Source organism: Variovorax sp. GW823-FHT04B03, from assembly GCF_058796495.1.
This window is the reverse complement of the sequence record NZ_JBXAIT010000002.1, coordinates 673635-689408: the sequence shown is the minus strand read 5'-3', so window position 1 is coordinate 689408 and position 15774 is coordinate 673635. Positions and strand designations below refer to the sequence as shown.

Here is a 15774-nt window from a genome sequence, read left to right as displayed (position 1 = left end):
GTCACCAGGGCAGGTCGCTGAGTTGCCTGCGCGGGTCTGACGCAGCCGGCGCCACATCGGCCGCTGTGGCCGGCCCGTCTTTTTCCGCCACGGCCTCGACCGGCGCCAGCATCGTCCCGCGGCAGTTCGGCGAGCCGCAATGGCAGGGGTACTTCGATGGCGGCGAGCCGTCGTCGGCCGTGAGCGAGTAGTCGATGAAGAGCTCGTCGCCGGCCTCCACCGCCTCCATCGTCTGGAAGCGCAGCACCATCTCGCCCGCCTCGTCGTACTCCTCGACCGCCTCGCAGTTCGGCTCGCAGGAATGGTTCAGGTGGCGCGTGGCGTTGCCGCCCTTGGCACCGTCAATGGTCTCGCCGGTCGTCAGCGTGAACAGGTAGGTGAGCTGGTCGTCCCAGAGCTTGGAGGCGACTTCCTGTTTGGTGTAGCGGCGGCCTTCGTACAGGCCCAGGAAGGCTTCGGCCGGCAGGTCGCGCGTGGCGAAGGCGCCCAGGCCATGCACGCCGCTGGGGCCCACGCGGATGAAGGGGGTGGACGAGGTTCGCTTGGGGGACTTCATGAACGGACGGGGCGCGAGGAATCGGAAGAAGAGGTGGGCTGGGGCTGGAGTGTCGCGGTCATCTCGATCTGGCGTATGACAACGGTGGCGCCGCGTGCGGCCAGGGCGCGGTGCATCGGGCTGCCCTCGGGCTCGTCGACCAGCCGCCAGCGCGCGCCGGGGCGTGCCTGCGCGAGCGCGTCGAGCAAGGCGTGGGCCGAGGCTTCGTCGGGCGCGGCGGCGTCCAGCAGCATGTGCAGCGGCAAGGCCGGCGGCAGGAGGATGGCGTAGCCGCCTGTTGCCGCGCCGAGGGCTGCGGCGCCGTCGTGCGCGAGCGCGCCTTGCACGGTCGGCCATTCACGTCGCCAGGTGGGGCGCGAGACGGTCGCGCAGGCCGCATGCAGGGCGGCGAGCGCGTCGGTGCCGGGCGCCGTCGAGGCAGCATCGGCACGAGGCTCGAAGCTGCCTTCGAGCACCTCGAGCGTGCGGGTTTCGACGAAACCCGCCTGCTGGTACAGCTGCCGCGCGGGGTTCTGCTCGATGACTTCGAGCTGCACCTGCGCAACGCCGGCCGCCGACAGGTCGCGCAGCTGCGCCTCGATGAGCTGCTTCGCCAGCCCCCGGCGGCGCTGCGCGCTCGCGATGCCGAAGCCCGCGAGGTAGGCGCGCGGCCCGCGCCGGCCGACGAGCGAGAGGCCGCAGGCCTCACCGTCGACGACGCTCACGCGCGAGAGGCCAAGGTCGGCTTGGGCGCGCCGCACGTGCCGCTCGAACATCGCGCGGTCGAAAGCGATCGGCACGAAGTAGTCTTCGTACGAACGGTTCCACAGGGCGGTGAGTTCGTCGGTGCTGAAGTTCGCGGCGGGAACGATGTCGAGATGCATGGCGTGCTGCGGATCAGTTGCGCGGCGCGTCCAACGACGCGAGGCAGTTCACGATGGCGTCGGCCGCCTCGTCGAGCCGGGGGCCGGGCCGCATCATCAGGTCGAAGCGCGCCGAGGCAAAGCTGCAGACGCGCCCGCGCTGGATGGCCGACATGGCCGACCAGCCGGGGCGCCCCGCCATCGCCGAGATTTCGCCGAGGGCCGAGACCATCAGCACGTCGGGGTTGGCGCGCACCACGAACTCGGGGTTCATCCTGGGGAAGGGGCCGAGCGAGCCCGGCACCGCGTTGGCCAGGCCCAGGCGCGCCAGGGTCTCGCCGATGAAGGAGCTTTCGCTCGCCGCCGCCACGCCGCCGTGCACCTCGAAGTACACGCGCCGCCCCTGCCAGTTCAGCGGCACGCGGGCGCGCGCTGCGTTCAGCCGGGCATCGAGGGTGCGCCAGAAGGCCTCGCCCGCGCCCGGCTTGCCGGTGGCGCGGGCCACGGTTTCCATCACGCGGCGCATGTCGGCATGGGTCTTGGCGTCGAGCGCCAGCACCTTGATGCCCAGGCGCTCCAGTGCCTCGGCGGCGCGGCTGCGCGGGCGCAGCAGCACGAGGTCGGGCTTGAGCGCGACGATGCGCTCGATGTTCGCGTCGTCCATGCCGCCCACCTGCGGCAGGCCCTTCACCGCCGCCGGCCAGTTGGCGTGGCGGTCGATGCCCACGAGCCGGTCGCAGGCGTCTAGCGCGCAGACCGTCTCGGTGAGCGAGGGCATCAGCGACACGATGCGTTTGGCCGGCGCCTGCAGTTCGAGCACGCGGCCTCGGTCGTCTTCCAGCCGGATGGCGCCGGCGTGCGCGGCCGGGCCGAGGCCCAGCGCCACGAAGGCCGCGGCCCGGGCGATGTGGCGGAAGGCGGTGGAAGCAAAGGGGGGGCGCTGGGGCAGGGCGTTGGAAGTCATCGGGGCGGGCGGAGTCAGCCCGCTATTGTCGCGGCGCTTGCATCCGCAGCTGGCGCGCCGCTTCTTCCGCGCGTGCGTCGTCCACTTCGCGCAGCACGTTGCTGAGGTCGATCGGGCCGGTCTCGCGCACGAAGGCGCCCGTGAGCTCGGTCTCGGGGCGCAGCAGGCCGCGCTCGTAGAGCTGCCAGATCTCGTCGCCGTAGTGCGTCTGCAGCAGCGCGGGCGCGTACTGCCCGAAGAAGTTGCGCAGGTTCTCCACGTCGCGCAGCAGCATGCGCTTGGCGTGGTTGTTGCCGGCCGCGTCCACGGCCTGCGGCAGGTCGATGATCACCGGGCCGTCTTCGGCCAGCAGCACGTTGAACTCCGACAGGTCGCCGTGCACGATGCCCGCGCAGAGCATGCGCATCACTTCCTTGAGCAGGCTCGCGTGGTGCAGCAGCGCGTCTTCGGGCGAGAAGGCCACGTCGTTCAGGCGCGGGGCGGCGTCGCCGTTTGCGTCGGTCACCAGGTCCATGAGCAGAACGCCTTCGAGGAAGTTGTGCGGCGTGGGCACGCGCACGCCGGCCGCGGCCAGGCGGTAGAGCGCATCGACCTCGGCGCTCTGCCAGATGGCCTCGGTCACCTGGCGGCCGAATTTCGTGCCCTTGGCCATGGCGCGCGCTTCGCGCGTGTTCTTGACGCGGCGGTTCTCGGTGTAGTCGACGGCCTGGCGAAAACTGCGCTTATCGGCTTCCTTGTAGATCTTGGCGCAGCGCGTTTCCTCGCCGCAGCGCACGACATAGACCATGGCTTCCTTGCCGCTCATGAGCTGGCGCACGACGCTGTCGATCAGCCCTTCGTCGACGAGGGATTGCAGTCTTTGGGGTGTCTTCATGCGTGCGCCTCCGGCACAGCCAGGGGGCGGGTCGAGAGGAAGGCCCTCAGGCTTTCCGTGCCGATCTGGTAGGCGCCATCATGCCTGTGCGCGGCAAAGCCCAGCTGGCGGTTGATGGCGAGCATGGGCGCATTGACTTCCGCGTTCTGCGTGACGGCGATCGCCACCTCGGGATGCCGCTCGCGCACGAGCTGCAGCATGATCGCCTTCACGCCCTTGGCCAGTCCCTTGCCGCGCCAATGGCGGGCAACCCCGGTGAGGCGCTGGAACATGCGGTCGGGGTACAGCTGGTTCCAGCTGGCGTCGCACACGGCGGCCACCTCGTCATTGGCATCGCGCAGCAGCACGAGAAAGTGCTCGCCGCCGCGCCTGTCGATTTCGGCGTACCAGGCGTGGAAGCCTTCCAGCTCGAAGCGCAGGGGCGCGCGCTCCAGCGCGCTGGTGGGCGCGTCTTCGAGCAGCGCGGACAGCGGCGCCATCAGCGTGGCCAGCCGATCGAAGGGCACGCGGCCTGCGTGGATCTCCAGGCGCAGCCCGTGCGTGGGCGCGAGGGCGTCGGCGCGCCAGCGTGCGAGCGCCGCCCAGTCGAGGCTGTCGAAGGCCATGCGGTTCTCGATGCTGCGGTGCTTTTCGGTCGCGCCGATGGCCGCGAGGAACGCCCGGCCTTCCGGCAAGTGGGCCTTGAAGGTCGCGGTGGTGGGGGCGCGCGTCTCCATCAGCGCCAGAAGCCGGTGCAGCAAGGTGCTGGCCACGCCCTGGCGTTGGTGCGATCGCAGCACGCCGCCCCACACGTCGATGAAAGGCGCGAAGGTCGCGTAGTCGGGCGAGCCTTCGCGGCGCACGCCCATGTTGAGGCTGCCGACGATGCGCCCCTGTGCGTCCCGCGCGAAGGCGCGGTGCACCACGTGCAGCGGCGTGTGCTGGCGCACGTCCTGCTGGGTGTGGGCGTCGTCGGGCTGCGGCTCACCCGGAAAGTCTTCGTCGTGGCGCTGGCGCCAGTAGGCCAGCGCCTGCGCCCATTCGTCAGCGGACGCCCGCTGCGGATCGAAAAGAGAAGTCACGAACTGCCGCGCATCGGCGGCACGGGTTTCAAGCATGGTGAGCCTTGATTCGAAAAGGGAACGGACCGCGCGCGGCACTCGTGTGCCGGCGTGGCGTTGTTTGTCTGAATCGGACGGCGTGTCGCGGCAGGACACCGCGAGGGTCGAACGGGCTGGCTGGTGGTGCCTTCAGCGGCACCTGGAGCGTGGAAAGCGCTTCAGCAGCAGTTCGGATGCGACCCGACGAACCGTACGTGGGAGGGAGAGTGAATAGCAGTGTCTTCCATCGCGCACCTCCAGTCCGGTTTGTTGATCGAGGCGTCGAATGTAGCGAGGTTCGCGCGGTCTGTGAAGTGCCAGGCGCCTGCGGCAGAATCCAAAAACCAACAGGGAGATGCCATGAATCCGAAGAAGATCTTCGACGCGGCGGGCGAAGCCGATGTCGACACGGTGCGTGCCTGCATCGCGGCCGGTGCCGACATGGCCGCCGTGAACAAGCAGGGCTTCACCGCGTTGCAATGTGCCGCGGCGGGTACGAACGAAGCCGAGCTCGAACCGATCCTCGCCGTGCTGCAACTGCTGCTCGAGGCCGGCAGCCCGCTCGAATACACCGGCACCGGCGGCCGCACCGCGCTGTACCTCGCGGCCGAGTTCTCGCCGACCACGGCGCCGGTGCAACTGCTCATCGACGCGGGCGCCAACCCCGACGTGCGCGACAGCCACGGCAACCACATCACGGAGAACGCGATGGAGGAAGAGGTTGCGCAGCTGCTGTCGCGCATCACCGGCCACGCGCTGCCCGAGCCGCCACCGCCCGAGCCCGACCCGGTGAAGATGAGCGCCGCGCAGTGGCGCGCCGCCGAGGCACGCATCGCCGAGGTGTTCGCCGCGCTGACGCAGGCGGGCCTGGTCGCGCTGCAGGACGCGGGCGACACGCAGTCCGACGGCTTCTCCGATTGCTCCGAAGCGTTCCGCGAACGCGGCGGCAAGAAGGCCGGCGTGCACGGCTTCTGCTTCTACACGCGGCAGGACCAGAACCGCGCCAAGCGCACCAGCCAGCTCTCGCTCGCGTTCTGGGGCGCGCCCGAGGGCGGCGATGCCGACATGCAGCGCGTCGGCGAACTGGTGGTCGGCCAGTTTCGCGACGCGGGCTTCGAGGTGCGCTGGAACGGCGCGTCGTCGATGCGGCCCGAAGTCGATCTGCGCGCCTGAGCCTCAGCCCAACGCCGCGCGCAGCCGGGTCGCGAGCTGGCGCGCCTGGGTGGGCGAGGCGACGTTGGTGAAGCCCATCAGCAGCCCCTGGCTTTCAACGGCCGTGGTGCCCCGGGCCGACAGTGGCTGGCAGTTCAGGCCGGCCGCCTGCGCGCGGCGGGCCAGCACCACGTCGCTGTCGCGGTGCCTTTCGAAGCGCGCGATCAGGTGCATGCCGCCGGCTTGCAGGTCGATGCGCACGCCGTCGCCGAAGGCCTTCTGCAAGGCCTCGACCAGCAGGGCGCGGCGGCGCGCGTAGAGCAGGCGCATCTTCTTCAGGTGGCGCGAGAAATGGCCGTCGCGCATGAAGTCGGCCACCGTGGCCTGCGTGATCTGCGGGCAGCCGTTGGACGCGATGCGCGCCGCGTCCTCGAAGCGTTCGCGCAGCGATTCGGGCACCACCAGGTAGCCCAGCGCGAGGCCCGGGTAGAGCACCTTCGAGAAGCTGCCCGCGTACAGCACGCGGTCGTGTCCGTCGAGGCTCTTGAGCGCGGGCAGCGGCGCGCCGGCATAGCGGTACTCGCCGTCGTAGTCGTCCTCGACGATCCAGGCCTTGGCGCGCGAGGCCCAGCCGAGCAGCTGCAGCCGGCGCGCCAGCGACATCGACACCCCCAGCGGCGCCTGGTGCGAGGGCGTGACGACCGCCATGCGCGCCTTCGGCGAGCGGCGCACGCCGCGCGCGACCACCAGGCCTTCGTCGTCCACCGGCACGGGCACGACGCGGTGGCCGGCGCTGTGCAGCACGTCGCGCGTGGGCGCGTACCCCGGGTCTTCGATCCACACGCGGTCGTCCCGGGCGAGCAGCGTGCGCGCCACCAGCGCCAGCGACGCGCGGTAGCCGCCAGTGACGAAGACCTGCGCCGGCTGGCAGGCCACGCCACGCGACACCCGCAGGTAGGCCGCGATGGCCTCGCGCAGTGGCGCATGGCCTGCCGGGTCACCGTAGAACAGGTCGGCCGCGCCCATGGCGCGCGCACGGCGGGCCATCAGCCGCGCCCAGAGCTTGCGCGGAAAGGCGTCGAGCGCGGGGATGCCCAGTTGCAGCGGTGGCGGGGCGGCGGGCCCGGCCAGTGCTGGCGCATCTGCAACGGGGCGTGAACCGGCGCGCACCGGCCGCTGCACCGGCAGCGACGGCGACACCACCGTGCCCGCCTGTCCCTGCGCGCAGAAATAACCTTCGCCCGCGAGCTGGCTGTAGGCCGCTTCCACTGTGCCGCGCGCCACGCCCAGCTCGCTGGCCAGGCTGCGCGCCGAGGCCACGCGGTCGCCGGGGCGAAGCACGCCGTGTTCGATGGCCGTGCGAAAGCGCTCGTAGACCTGGCGATGCAGCGGGGTCGCGGTCGAGCGGTCGATGCCGGGGAGGGCGTTGTCTGGTGGTTCGATCATGGCCCAGTCATTTTGAGAATTCTTGGTTCTTTCGTCTGGTGCATTCCGATCCTAAGCTCATGGCTTCGAACAGCCAGCAGGAAAGAAGGACACGCAATGGGCGAAAAGGTATTCGTGGCGGGCGCGACCGGGGCCGTGGGCTCGGCGCTGATCCCGCTGCTGGTCGAGGCCGGCCACGCGGTGTACGGGGGCACCCGCCGTGCCGATCGCGTTGCGGCGCTGGAAGCACGCGGCGCCACGCCGGTCGTCGTCGACGTGTTCGACGCGCAGGCCTTGCACGACGCGCTGGTGCGCATCGCGCCCACGGTGGTCATCCATCAGCTCACCGATCTGCCCCGGGACCTGGACCCGGCGCTGATGGCCGAGGCGGTGGTCCGCAATGCGCGCGTGCGCATCGAGGGCACACGGCACCTCGTCGCGGCGGCGCTGGCGGCCGGTGCGACGCAGTTGATTGCGCAGAGCATCGCCTGGGCCTATGCGCCCGGGCCGACGCCGCACACCGAGGACGACCTGCTCGACCTCGGGGCCGAAGGCGGTCGCCGCATCAGCATCGACGGCGTGGCGGCGCTGGAGCGCAGCGTGCTGGGTGCCGTCGGCCTCACGGGCACGGTGCTGCGCTATGGGCAGTTGCATGGGCCGGGCACATCGAACGCGGCACCGAAGGGCGCGAGCCCGGTGCATGTCGAGGCCGCGGCCTGGGCGGCGCTGCTCGCGATGCGGCGTGCGCGCGGCGGCATCTTCAACATCGCGGAGGACAGCGCCGAGGTCAGCAGCGAGAAGGCAAAGCGCGAACTGGGGTGGCATGCGGCGCTGCGGTTGTCGCAGGAGGTCGTGTCATGAAGGCCGCACGCTGGCATCGCACGCCCTCCATCGGCGCGGGCCTCGCGGGGCTGTCGCTGGTGCTCGCCGCCGGCTGGGCGCTGATGCCGCGCACCGGCCAGCAGGAGGCCGTGCAGTGGTTCGCCGACGTGTGCAGTTCGGTGGCGCGGCCGATGTTCGCGTCTGCGCCCGTGCCCGCAGGCTCGGAGGCGACGGCGCGGCCGGCCACGCAGGTCAAGGTGCTGTCGTGCGAGGCACTGCCGCATGTGCCCGGCAAGTCGGTGACGACGGTGCTGGTCGACTTTCCACCGCTGGCCTATTCGCCCGCGCACCGCCACCCGGGCTCGGTGACCGCGATCATTGTCGAAGGCACCATCCGCTCGCAGCTGGGCGGCGGCCCGGTGGGCACCTTCAAGAGCGGCGAGACCTTCTTCGAGCCGCCGAACACGCTGCACATGTTCGCGGAGAACCCCGACCCGGTGAAGCCCGCGAAGCTCATGGCGGTGTTCGTCACCGACAGCAACTGCGGACCGTTGCTGCTGCCGCCCTGAAGCTTCCGGTGCTGTGCGCACAGCTTTGAGAGAGCGTCAAACGCACGCGCCTTCGGCCCCGGATCGCGCAAGGCCACCGAGGCGGCGCAGAGCGCGCGCGATTAGAGTCCGGCGATGACCCTGACCTATGCATACCTCGCTGTCGCGATCGTCGTCGAAGTGCTCGCGACCAGCTTCCTCAAGGCCTCGGACAGCTTCACCAGGCTCTGGCCCAGCGTTGCCACGGTGGTGGGCTACGCGGTGTCGTTCTACTTTCTCTCGCTCGCGCTGCGCGTGCTGCCCACCGGCATCGCCTATGCGATCTGGTCGGGCGTTGGCATCGTGCTGATCTCGGTCGTGAGCTGGCTCTGGTTCGGCCAGACGCTCGATGCACCGGCCATCGTCGGGCTGGGGCTGATCATCGCGGGCGTGGTGGTGGTCAACGTGTTCTCGAAGTCGGTGGGGCACTGAGGCATGGGCACGATCGAACAGCTGTTGCCCCGCTTGCCCGCCGGCACGACGTGGACGCCGGCCAGCGAGGGCGAGTCGGGCGATGCGGTGTTCCGCCGCAGCGACGGCGCGGCCTTCGCGAAGGTGTCGCTCGGTGCGGGCGTCGCGCAGCTCGACGAGGAGCGCCGCCGCACCGAATGGCTCGCGCCGTACAACGTCGGCTCCGCGCGCGTGCTCGACTGGCGCGCGACGCCCGAGGGCGCCTGCCTGCTCACGGCCGCGGTGCCGGGCGTGCCGGCCAGCGACCTGCCGGCGGCGGATCTGCTGCGTGCCTGGCCGTCGATGGCGCGGCGCCTGCGCGCGCTGCACGAGATTCCGGCGGGCGAGTGCCCGTTTGCGCGCCCGCTGTCGGCCATGTTCGACCGCGCCGCCGATGTCGTCGCGCGCGGCGCGGTGAACCCGGAGTTTCTCGACCCCGACCAGCAGGATGTTCCCCCACCATTGCTGCTGGCGCGGCTGCACGCCGACCTGCCGCACCGGCTGGCACAGGAAGCGCAAGACCTCGTGGTGTGCCACGGCGATGCCTGCCTGCCGAACTTCCTGGTCGACCCGCAGACGTTGCAATGCACCGGCCTCATCGACGTGGGGCGGCTCGGCACGGCGGATCGGTATGTCGACCTGTCGCTGCTGCTGGGCAATGCGCGCGAGAGCTGGCGCGATGCGGCCGACGCGCGCGCCGCGCATGCCTTGCTGTTCGCGCAGTTGGGCATCGACGCGCCCGACGACGGCCGGCTCGATTTCTATCTTCGGCTCGACCCGCTGACCTGGGGCTGATGGCCGCGCCGGCGCGCCGCATTGTTTCCTTTTCGGGAACGCCGTGGTTCTTTTTGCTGCGGGTTTTTACCTAGATCACGCCGCACAATTCATCTCACGGACCGGCCCCCAAAAGCCGGTCCGGATGAACAGGCCCCGAGCGAGTTGGCCGCCCTTCAAGAAGAGGGACGGTGACCCACCCCAGACCGGTTCAAACCATCCAAGCCAACACTTGTACTACTGAACTGAATTGAAGAAGGAAACCGCCATGAACGCCTCGAAGATCCTCTCCGCCGTTGCTGTTGCCCTGATGGCCGTCGCCGGTGCCGCCCACGCTGAAACCTACGAAGGCGTGCATCGCCTGACCTCGGCCGCCAGCCGCGCCGACGTCGCCGCACAAGCCGTCGTGGCCGCGCACAGCGCCGACCCCTATGCCACCGGCGCCGAGGCAGGCCCCGCCCAGGTGTTCGTGTCGACCGTGAGCCGCGACGCCGTCCGCGCCCAGGCCGTGGTGGCCGCTCGCAGCGAGAACCCCTACAGCGAGGCCGTGACCTCCCGCGTGGCCCCGGTGCTGGCCAGCGGCCTGGACCGCGCCAGCGTGCGCGCCGAGGCCCGTGCCGCCGCACGCGGCGAAGCACTGCCGCTGTAATCGATCGGTCTGACAGGCAGGCGCGCGCACTCGGCCCTACGGGGCGGGTGTCGGCGGGCCAGGGAAAGAAAAACCGGCCTTGCGAAAGCAAGGGCCGGTTTTTTCACGAACGGAGTGGGGCGGTCGTCAGAAGCAGCGTTCTTCGATCGTGCCCACGCGGTCCGGATAGAAGGCCACGTAGTCCTTGATCGGCGCGACCGATTCATAGGGTGACTCGTAGGTCCACACGGCATTCACCGAGCGCTCGCCGCCGGCTGGAATGCTGTAGTAGGCGCACTCGCCCTTGTACGGGCAATAGGTCGCATGCGTGGTGCGCTCCAGCAGCGACATGCGCACGTCCTTGCGCGGAAGGTAATGCACCGTGCCGAAATGCGATTCGCGCAAGGTCAGCGCCTCGCGCGAGCTGGCAATGACATGGCCTCCCACCGACACCACCACGCGCAACGGATTCGGCGTGATGGTGATCGCATGGTCGGGGCCCGGAATCTTGACGGTGCGTTCTGGCGTAGCGAACATGGACAAGCTCCTTCGGACGAATCGGCGGATGCGCATCTTGCTGCGTTGTCGCGACGATTTGAAGTCTCCCGCGAATCCACCTGTTCCCGGCGTGGTTAAAGGCGGCCGGGCTCGAAAACCAAAGTTTCAGATTCGCTGTTTTTGCGGTGCACACCGAAGCCCGCGCGGCCCGGCGCGATGTGTTCGCGCAGCGTGAGCGCCGGAATTTCGTAGTCGCCGCCGTTCTGCGGGCGGAACGCGATCGGGTCGGTGGTCCACAGCGTGTCGAGCCGCTCGCCCAGCTCGCCGGTGATGCGCGCATAGGCTGCGGCATCGACCTTGCCCGTGCGGTGCACCACGAAGGGCGGCAGCACGTCGAAGCCGGGGTAGTAGAGGATGCCGTGGTGAATGGGAAACAGCAGGTCGTCCATCGGCCCGTTGATGCCGCGCGGGGCGTAGTGCGAGGCCCAGCCGCCGGTCGTCACCACCAGCATCGCGCGCTTGCCGGCCAGCGTGCCTTCGCCGAAACGGTCGCCCCAGTGTGTATCGGAATGTTCGCCCACGCCGTAGGCAAAGCCGTAGGCGTAGATGCGCTCGATCCAACCCTTGAGGATGGCGGGCATCGAGTACCACCACAGCGGGAACTGCAGGATCACCGCGTCGGCCAACAGCAGCTTCTCCTGCTCGGCGGCGATGTCGGCGGTCTGCGTGCCGCCCTCGAAGGCGCGCAGCGAGTCGAGCACGGGGTCGAAGGGCGCGGCGGTGTCGCGCGCGGGAAAGTCGTCGGCGTCGAGCGCGGGCTTCCAGCGCATCGCGTACAGGTCGGACACGCGCACGGAATGGCCGGCGCTCGTGAGGCGTTCGACCATGAAGCGATGGAGCGAGCCGTTCAGCGAGGCGGCTTCTGGATGGGCAATAACCAGCAGGATGTTCACGGTGTCAAAGGGTTCGAGTGAAGATGCCCTCAGGTTAGGGATTGCCAAGCTATATTGGAAATGAATAGTTTGAATGCCAGGTATCGCCATGAACAATTTCAGCCGCATCGACCTCAACCTGCTGGTCACGCTCGACACCCTGCTGGCCGAGCGCAACGTGACCCGCGCGGCCGAGCGCCTGAACCTCTCGCAGCCCTCGGTGAGCGTGCAGCTCGCCAAGCTGCGCGAGCTCTTCGACGACCCGCTGCTCGTGCCCGCGCAGCGCGGCATGCGGCCCACCGCGCGCGCCGACGAACTGCGCGAGCCGCTGCGCGAAGCCCTCGCATCGCTGGGCCGCGCGGTGGCGCCCAGCCAGCCCTTCGACCCGGCCAAGGCGACCACCACCTGGCGCGTGGCCGCGGCCGACTACGCCGAGTCGGCCATCCTGCTGCCCGCGCTGGCCGGCCTGCGCGCGGCCGCGCCCCACACCCGGCTGGCCGTGGTCGAGGCCGTGCCTACGCGCATGGCGCGTCAGCTCGAGCAGGCGGAGATCGACCTGTTCTTCCACACCAGCGTGGGCGCGCCGCCGGGCCTGCACCGGCGCGTGCTGTTCCACGAGCGCTACGTGCTGGCCGGACGGGCAGAGCACCCGCGCCTGAAGCGCCGGCCCACGCTCGCGCAGTTCTGCGCGCTGGAGCATGTGGTGGTGTCGCTCAGCGGCGGCGGCTTTGCCGGCCCCACCGACGAGGCACTGGCGGCGCAGGGCCTCACGCGGCGCGTGGCGCTGTCGGTGCCGCACTTTCTTTTCATGATGTCGGTGCTGGCCAGCACCGACATGGTCGCCATGCTGCCCGAGCGCCTGGCGCGCGGCGCGCCAGGGCTGCGCGTGGTGGAGGCGCCGCTGGAGGTGCCGGGCTACGAGATGGCGATGCTGTGGCACGAGCGCCGGCATCGCGACCCGGGGCATCGGTGGCTGCGCGAGCAGATCGCCCGCAGCTTGTAGCGCCGGCTGGCGAGCCAGTCGCCCCCTTTGCCGGCATCGGCTTTTCGCCACGACGACGCAGAGCTTGCCGCTGCGGGCGTACAGTCGAAGCGTGGGCCTGTCGGGGCTCTCTCTGCACGAATGGAGGTCGAAGATGGCCCAGCACGCAATTACCGCTGTTCACTTCAAGGACGGAAAGGTGGACCTCGTCGCCATTCACCCGGTCGTGGAGAAGGAGTTCGGTTCGACGGAATTTGCCCTTGGCACGGCACAGCGAGTCAGCGTCGGCGAATGCGTCAAGCTCCTTGCGGCCGGCGAGGAGGTGTGCCTGGCCCGGCGCACGGAAAACCACGGCTGGGAAGTCATTTGCGACGCCCGGCTCTTGCCGGGCGGGACCGCTTTCGCCGGCGTCGACATCCTGGACCGTCCCACGGATGCCTTGCTGCAGCTTCCTGCGTGGGACTAGGTCACCGGGCGCCTGCGCTGGATGCAGCTGTGAAGGGCCGTCAATAAGTCGCCGACGATCGGTTCAGCCGGAGACGCTCTTTGTGTGACGGAAGAAGTTCTCGGGGTCGTACCTGCGCTTGAGTGCCGCGAGTTTGTCCAGGTTGGCCCGGCCGTACGCGGCTTCGATGCGGTCCTGACCCTCTTCCTCCGTCAGGAAGTTGATGTAGGCCCCGCCTGTCGAGCAGGCGCGCGTCGCTTCGAAGCAGTCCCGCGCCCACTGGATGTGGATGTCGTCGTCGCCCGGCTTCTCCCAGGAGCCCGCGATGTTCAGCACATAGGCCGCGTCCCGGTTGCCCGCCGGCGAATGCCCGGCAGGCAGCTCGCCCAGCGCACCCTGTATCTGGAACAGGAGGATGGCCGAATGGGGCGACTGAATCCGGCCCGCATGCGTCACGGCGAGGTCGATGGTCCGCTGATCGATGCCTGGCAGGTAGTGCGACTTCCAGTAGTAGCGCCGTCCCTTGGGCTGCGTGGCGTCGAGCAGGCTCTGCATCTGCGTGTAGGGCCGGCGCGTCACGATGTCGGCCACTGGCCGGCCAAGCCCGCGCAGCGGTGCGATCAATGCTTCTCCCTCTTCGACCTTGCCGGTGTAGCAGACGAAGATGGCCACGATCGGCTTGCCGTGCACCTCCTTCGGGAGCCAGGGCGCCGGCGGCGCGATCCGCAGAACGGCCACGCTGGTCAGTTCGCGCGGGGCCTCTGCGCTGAACGCACGGTAGGCGTCGAGAACCTGCCGGGCGTCGTCGCCGCTCCATGCGATCGCACCGCCCAGGATTTCGGGGCCGACGGGAAAGAGCCGGTACTCGAAGGAGGTGACGATTCCGAAGTTGCCGCTGCCGCCACGCAGCGCCCAGAACAGGTCCTCGTTCTCGTCCGCAGACGCACGCAGGACCTCGCCGCCGGCCGTCACGACCTCCATCGAGACCACGTTGTCGCAGGTCCAGCCGTGGCGACGCGTGAGGTAGCCGAATCCGCCGCCCACGGTGAGGCCTGCAATCCCGGTGGCAGACACAAAACCGAGCACGGCGGCGAGCCCGTGCAGCTGTGTCTCGCGGTCGACGTCGCCCAGCGTGCAGCCCGCTTGTGCGCGCGCCGTGCGGCGCGCTGGATCGACCCAGACACCTCTGAGCGGCGACATGTCGATCATGAGGCCGCCCTCGCAGACCGCGAGCCCTGCGATGTTGTGGCCGCCGCCGCGCACGGAACTCAGAAGCCCGTGCTGGCGCGCGAACCGGACGGCCTGCACGACATCGACCGTGCCGGTGCAGCGCGCCACCAGGCCCGGGCGGCGATCGATCATCGCGTTCCAGACCTTGCGCGACTCCTCGTAGGCCGGGTCTTCCGCGGTCAGCACCTGGCCTTTGAACGTGGCCTTGAACGACTGCAGGATCTCCGGCGAAAGGTCCACCGTCCCGCCGTCCATGCGTGTGAGTTGGATCGTCATGAGTCGTCTCCGAAAAGAATGAGGAAGTCGGGGGCAGCTTGCGCGTGACCAGGCGAGCGAACAAGTCCAGAATCTGAAGCGTTGCCGCTCTGGAGACGAGGCGATGGAAAACACCTACGGTCAGTTCTGCACCGTCGCCAGGGGGGCCGAGGTGTTGTGCGAGCGATGGACGCCGCTGGTCGTGCGCGAGTTGCTGTGCGGCAGCAAGCGCTTCAACGACCTGCATCGCGGCGTGCCGCGAATGTCCACCAGCCTGCTGGCGCAGCGGCTTCATCGCCTCGAGGAGTTCGGTGTCGTGCGCCGCAGCACCGTCGGCAAGGTGTGGGAATACAGCCTTACCGAGGCCGGCGAGGAACTTCGACCCATCGTCATGGCACTGGGCCATTGGGGTGCGCAGTGGATCGGCAGCCGCCTGCGCGACGATGAACTGGATGCGGGCCTGCTCATGTGGGACATGCGCCGGTTCGCGTGCATTCAGGAGTTCCCGCCCCGACCCGTGATCATCCACTTCCAGCTTCGCGACGCACGGACGCGCGAGCGCACGTGGTGGCTCGTGGTGGAGGACGGCGTGGCCGATCTGTGCCGCGACGACCCGGGGCGTGAGCTGACGCTCGTGGTGGATGCCTCCGTGCGCGCCTTGACCGAAGTGTGGACGGGCGATCGCACGCCTGAGCAGGCGCTTCAGTCGCGCGAGATCCGTGTCGATGGGGCGAGGTGCGACGCGCAAGACCTGTGGCGGTGGCTGGGCACCAGCGTGTTCGCCTCGACACGGCGCGCCGCGGGACGGAAGTTGCCGGACGGCCAATCTCTGGCGCCGTAGCTGCTCACGGCGAGCCAGCTACGCCGGCGCAAGGTCCTCGTGGATGCACAGGAAGTTGCCTTCCGTGTCCTTGAACCAGGCCGCCTTTTCCGAACCGAGTACGCAGACATGGTCGACCGTCTTCAGGTCGGGAAAGTCGTAGTCCTCGAACACCACGCCGGCGCGCTTGAGCTTGTCGATGCTGGCGGCGATGTCCGGCACCTGGAAGCTGATCGCCGTGTGGTCGGCCTTGGTGCCTTCGGGTTTGGGGAACAGCGCGAGCGTGCTGCCGCCCACCGTGTAGACGAACTTGCCATCGGGCCGCAAGCCGCCCGCCTTCAGGCCCAGGCAGCCCTCGTAGAAGGCACGCGCGCGGTCCATGTCCTTCACCGGGAGCATGGTCGTGACAGACGAGTCGGACAGCATGGTGGGTCCTTTCGCACAGTTCGGCGCAGCGGG

Annotated in this window: 19 protein-coding genes; 9 read left to right on the top strand and 10 right to left on the bottom strand. The window is 69.4% G+C overall.

What is annotated here, in order from left to right:
• Position 1: 1 nt before the first annotated feature.
• The 5 genes from AC1RAD_RS12010 to AC1RAD_RS11990 are packed head-to-tail and all read right to left on the bottom strand — an operon-like array spanning position 2 to position 4333.
• Positions 2–556: an SET domain-containing protein gene (locus AC1RAD_RS12010; RefSeq protein WP_307693206.1), complete on the bottom strand. Its 555-nt coding sequence runs from the start codon at positions 554–556 to the stop codon at positions 2–4.
• Positions 553–1419, bottom strand: coding sequence for a GNAT family N-acetyltransferase (locus AC1RAD_RS12005; RefSeq protein WP_492734952.1), 867 nt, complete (start codon positions 1417–1419; stop codon positions 553–555). Before AC1RAD_RS12005 ends, AC1RAD_RS12010 begins: the two co-directional genes overlap by 4 nt.
• 13 nt (positions 1420–1432) lie before the next feature.
• Positions 1433–2362, bottom strand: a complete 930-nt coding sequence (locus tag AC1RAD_RS12000) for an ABC transporter substrate-binding protein (RefSeq protein ID WP_492734950.1) — start codon at positions 2360–2362, stop codon at positions 1433–1435.
• A 22-nt stretch (positions 2363–2384) separates the two neighbouring features.
• Complete coding sequence (locus AC1RAD_RS11995; RefSeq protein ID WP_492734948.1) at positions 2385–3236, bottom strand: PA4780 family RIO1-like protein kinase; 852 nt, start codon at positions 3234–3236, stop codon at positions 2385–2387.
• Positions 3233–4333: a GNAT family N-acetyltransferase gene (locus AC1RAD_RS11990; protein ID WP_492734946.1), complete on the bottom strand. Its 1101-nt coding sequence runs from the start codon at positions 4331–4333 to the stop codon at positions 3233–3235. The genes AC1RAD_RS11995 and AC1RAD_RS11990 overlap by 4 nt, the downstream gene beginning before the upstream one ends.
• Positions 4334–4675: 342 nt before the next feature.
• Here AC1RAD_RS11990 and AC1RAD_RS11985 point away from each other — a divergent pair, with 342 nt between their 5' ends.
• Entirely contained in the window at positions 4676–5488 is an 813-nt protein-coding gene (locus AC1RAD_RS11985; RefSeq protein ID WP_492734944.1) for an ankyrin repeat domain-containing protein, read from the top strand.
• Between the two features lie 3 nt (positions 5489–5491).
• Here the strand turns inward: AC1RAD_RS11985 and pdxR are convergent, their stop codons facing one another.
• Positions 5492–6913, bottom strand: coding sequence for a MocR-like pyridoxine biosynthesis transcription factor PdxR (gene pdxR / locus AC1RAD_RS11980; protein ID WP_492734942.1), 1422 nt, complete (start codon positions 6911–6913; stop codon positions 5492–5494).
• A 96-nt stretch (positions 6914–7009) separates the two neighbouring features.
• On the opposite strand from pdxR, the gene AC1RAD_RS11975 reads away from it, so the two are divergent.
• The 5 genes from AC1RAD_RS11975 (at position 7010) to AC1RAD_RS11955 (ending at position 10174) form a co-directional block, all read left to right on the top strand.
• Positions 7010–7753: an NAD-dependent epimerase/dehydratase family protein gene (locus AC1RAD_RS11975; protein WP_492734940.1), complete on the top strand. Its 744-nt coding sequence runs from the start codon at positions 7010–7012 to the stop codon at positions 7751–7753.
• Entirely contained in the window at positions 7750–8283 is a 534-nt protein-coding gene (locus AC1RAD_RS11970; protein ID WP_159276347.1) for a cupin domain-containing protein, read from the top strand. The genes AC1RAD_RS11975 and AC1RAD_RS11970 overlap by 4 nt, the downstream gene beginning before the upstream one ends.
• A gap of 114 nt (positions 8284–8397) precedes the next feature.
• Positions 8398–8733 (top strand): SMR family transporter, encoded by a 336-nt coding sequence (locus tag AC1RAD_RS11965; protein WP_095947131.1) that lies wholly within the window; start codon positions 8398–8400, stop codon positions 8731–8733.
• 3 nt (positions 8734–8736) lie between these two features.
• Complete coding sequence (locus AC1RAD_RS11960; protein WP_492734938.1) at positions 8737–9546, top strand: APH(3'') family aminoglycoside O-phosphotransferase; 810 nt, start codon at positions 8737–8739, stop codon at positions 9544–9546.
• 247 nt (positions 9547–9793) lie between these two features.
• Positions 9794–10174, top strand: a complete 381-nt coding sequence (locus AC1RAD_RS11955) for a helicase SNF2 (protein WP_095947133.1) — start codon at positions 9794–9796, stop codon at positions 10172–10174.
• Positions 10175–10300: 126 nt separating this feature from the next.
• On the opposite strand, the gene AC1RAD_RS11950 is transcribed toward AC1RAD_RS11955, so the two are convergent.
• Positions 10301–10690 carry a DUF427 domain-containing protein gene (locus AC1RAD_RS11950; RefSeq protein ID WP_062481469.1) on the bottom strand — a complete coding sequence of 130 codons (390 nt, stop codon included), beginning with the start codon at positions 10688–10690 and terminating at the stop codon, positions 10301–10303.
• A gap of 95 nt (positions 10691–10785) precedes the next feature.
• Positions 10786–11604, bottom strand: a complete 819-nt coding sequence (locus AC1RAD_RS11945; protein ID WP_492734936.1) for an NAD(P)H-dependent oxidoreductase — start codon at positions 11602–11604, stop codon at positions 10786–10788.
• An 88-nt stretch (positions 11605–11692) separates the two neighbouring features.
• On the opposite strand from AC1RAD_RS11945, the gene AC1RAD_RS11940 reads away from it, so the two are divergent.
• Positions 11693–12586, top strand: a complete 894-nt coding sequence (locus AC1RAD_RS11940) for a LysR family transcriptional regulator (protein WP_492734934.1) — start codon at positions 11693–11695, stop codon at positions 12584–12586.
• Between the two features lie 133 nt (positions 12587–12719).
• A complete protein-coding gene (locus tag AC1RAD_RS11935) occupies positions 12720–13031 on the top strand; it encodes a hypothetical protein (protein WP_095947274.1) in 312 nt (103 codons plus the stop codon).
• A 63-nt stretch (positions 13032–13094) separates the two neighbouring features.
• Here AC1RAD_RS11935 and AC1RAD_RS11930 read toward each other — a convergent pair whose 3' ends face one another.
• Positions 13095–14516 (bottom strand): FAD-binding oxidoreductase, encoded by a 1422-nt coding sequence (locus AC1RAD_RS11930; RefSeq protein ID WP_492734932.1) that lies wholly within the window; start codon positions 14514–14516, stop codon positions 13095–13097.
• Between the two features lie 103 nt (positions 14517–14619).
• Between AC1RAD_RS11930 and AC1RAD_RS11925 the strand changes: the two genes are divergently transcribed.
• Entirely contained in the window at positions 14620–15336 is a 717-nt protein-coding gene (locus tag AC1RAD_RS11925; protein ID WP_492734930.1) for a winged helix-turn-helix transcriptional regulator, read from the top strand.
• 18 nt (positions 15337–15354) lie between these two features.
• On the opposite strand, the gene AC1RAD_RS11920 is transcribed toward AC1RAD_RS11925, so the two are convergent.
• Positions 15355–15741 (bottom strand): VOC family protein, encoded by a 387-nt coding sequence (locus AC1RAD_RS11920; protein WP_095745770.1) that lies wholly within the window; start codon positions 15739–15741, stop codon positions 15355–15357.
• Between the last annotated feature and the right edge of the window lie 33 nt (positions 15742–15774).

Bases quoted from the DNA above. Each gene is read 5' to 3' on its own strand.
- AC1RAD_RS12010 (WP_307693206.1), bottom strand. From the start codon at position 556: ATGAAGTCCCCCAAGCGAACCTCGTCCACCCCCTTCATCCGCGTGGGC.
- AC1RAD_RS12005 (WP_492734952.1), bottom strand. From the start codon at position 1,419: ATGCATCTCGACATCGTTCCCGCCGCGAACTTCAGCACCGACGAACTC.
- AC1RAD_RS12000 (WP_492734950.1), bottom strand. From the start codon at position 2,362: ATGACTTCCAACGCCCTGCCCCAGCGCCCCCCCTTTGCTTCCACCGCC.
- AC1RAD_RS11995 (WP_492734948.1), bottom strand. From the start codon at position 3,236: ATGAAGACACCCCAAAGACTGCAATCCCTCGTCGACGAAGGGCTGATC.
- AC1RAD_RS11990 (WP_492734946.1), bottom strand. From the start codon at position 4,333: ATGCTTGAAACCCGTGCCGCCGATGCGCGGCAGTTCGTGACTTCTCTT.
- AC1RAD_RS11985 (WP_492734944.1), top strand. From the start codon at position 4,676: ATGAATCCGAAGAAGATCTTCGACGCGGCGGGCGAAGCCGATGTCGAC.
- pdxR (WP_492734942.1), bottom strand. From the start codon at position 6,913: ATGATCGAACCACCAGACAACGCCCTCCCCGGCATCGACCGCTCGACC.
- AC1RAD_RS11975 (WP_492734940.1), top strand. From the start codon at position 7,010: ATGGGCGAAAAGGTATTCGTGGCGGGCGCGACCGGGGCCGTGGGCTCG.
- AC1RAD_RS11970 (WP_159276347.1), top strand. From the start codon at position 7,750: ATGAAGGCCGCACGCTGGCATCGCACGCCCTCCATCGGCGCGGGCCTC.
- AC1RAD_RS11965 (WP_095947131.1), top strand. From the start codon at position 8,398: ATGACCCTGACCTATGCATACCTCGCTGTCGCGATCGTCGTCGAAGTG.
- AC1RAD_RS11960 (WP_492734938.1), top strand. From the start codon at position 8,737: ATGGGCACGATCGAACAGCTGTTGCCCCGCTTGCCCGCCGGCACGACG.
- AC1RAD_RS11955 (WP_095947133.1), top strand. From the start codon at position 9,794: ATGAACGCCTCGAAGATCCTCTCCGCCGTTGCTGTTGCCCTGATGGCC.
- AC1RAD_RS11950 (WP_062481469.1), bottom strand. From the start codon at position 10,690: ATGTTCGCTACGCCAGAACGCACCGTCAAGATTCCGGGCCCCGACCAT.
- AC1RAD_RS11940 (WP_492734934.1), top strand. From the start codon at position 11,693: ATGAACAATTTCAGCCGCATCGACCTCAACCTGCTGGTCACGCTCGAC.
- AC1RAD_RS11935 (WP_095947274.1), top strand. From the start codon at position 12,720: ATGGCCCAGCACGCAATTACCGCTGTTCACTTCAAGGACGGAAAGGTG.
- AC1RAD_RS11930 (WP_492734932.1), bottom strand. From the start codon at position 14,516: ATGACGATCCAACTCACACGCATGGACGGCGGGACGGTGGACCTTTCG.
- AC1RAD_RS11925 (WP_492734930.1), top strand. From the start codon at position 14,620: ATGGAAAACACCTACGGTCAGTTCTGCACCGTCGCCAGGGGGGCCGAG.
- AC1RAD_RS11920 (WP_095745770.1), bottom strand. From the start codon at position 15,741: ATGCTGTCCGACTCGTCTGTCACGACCATGCTCCCGGTGAAGGACATG.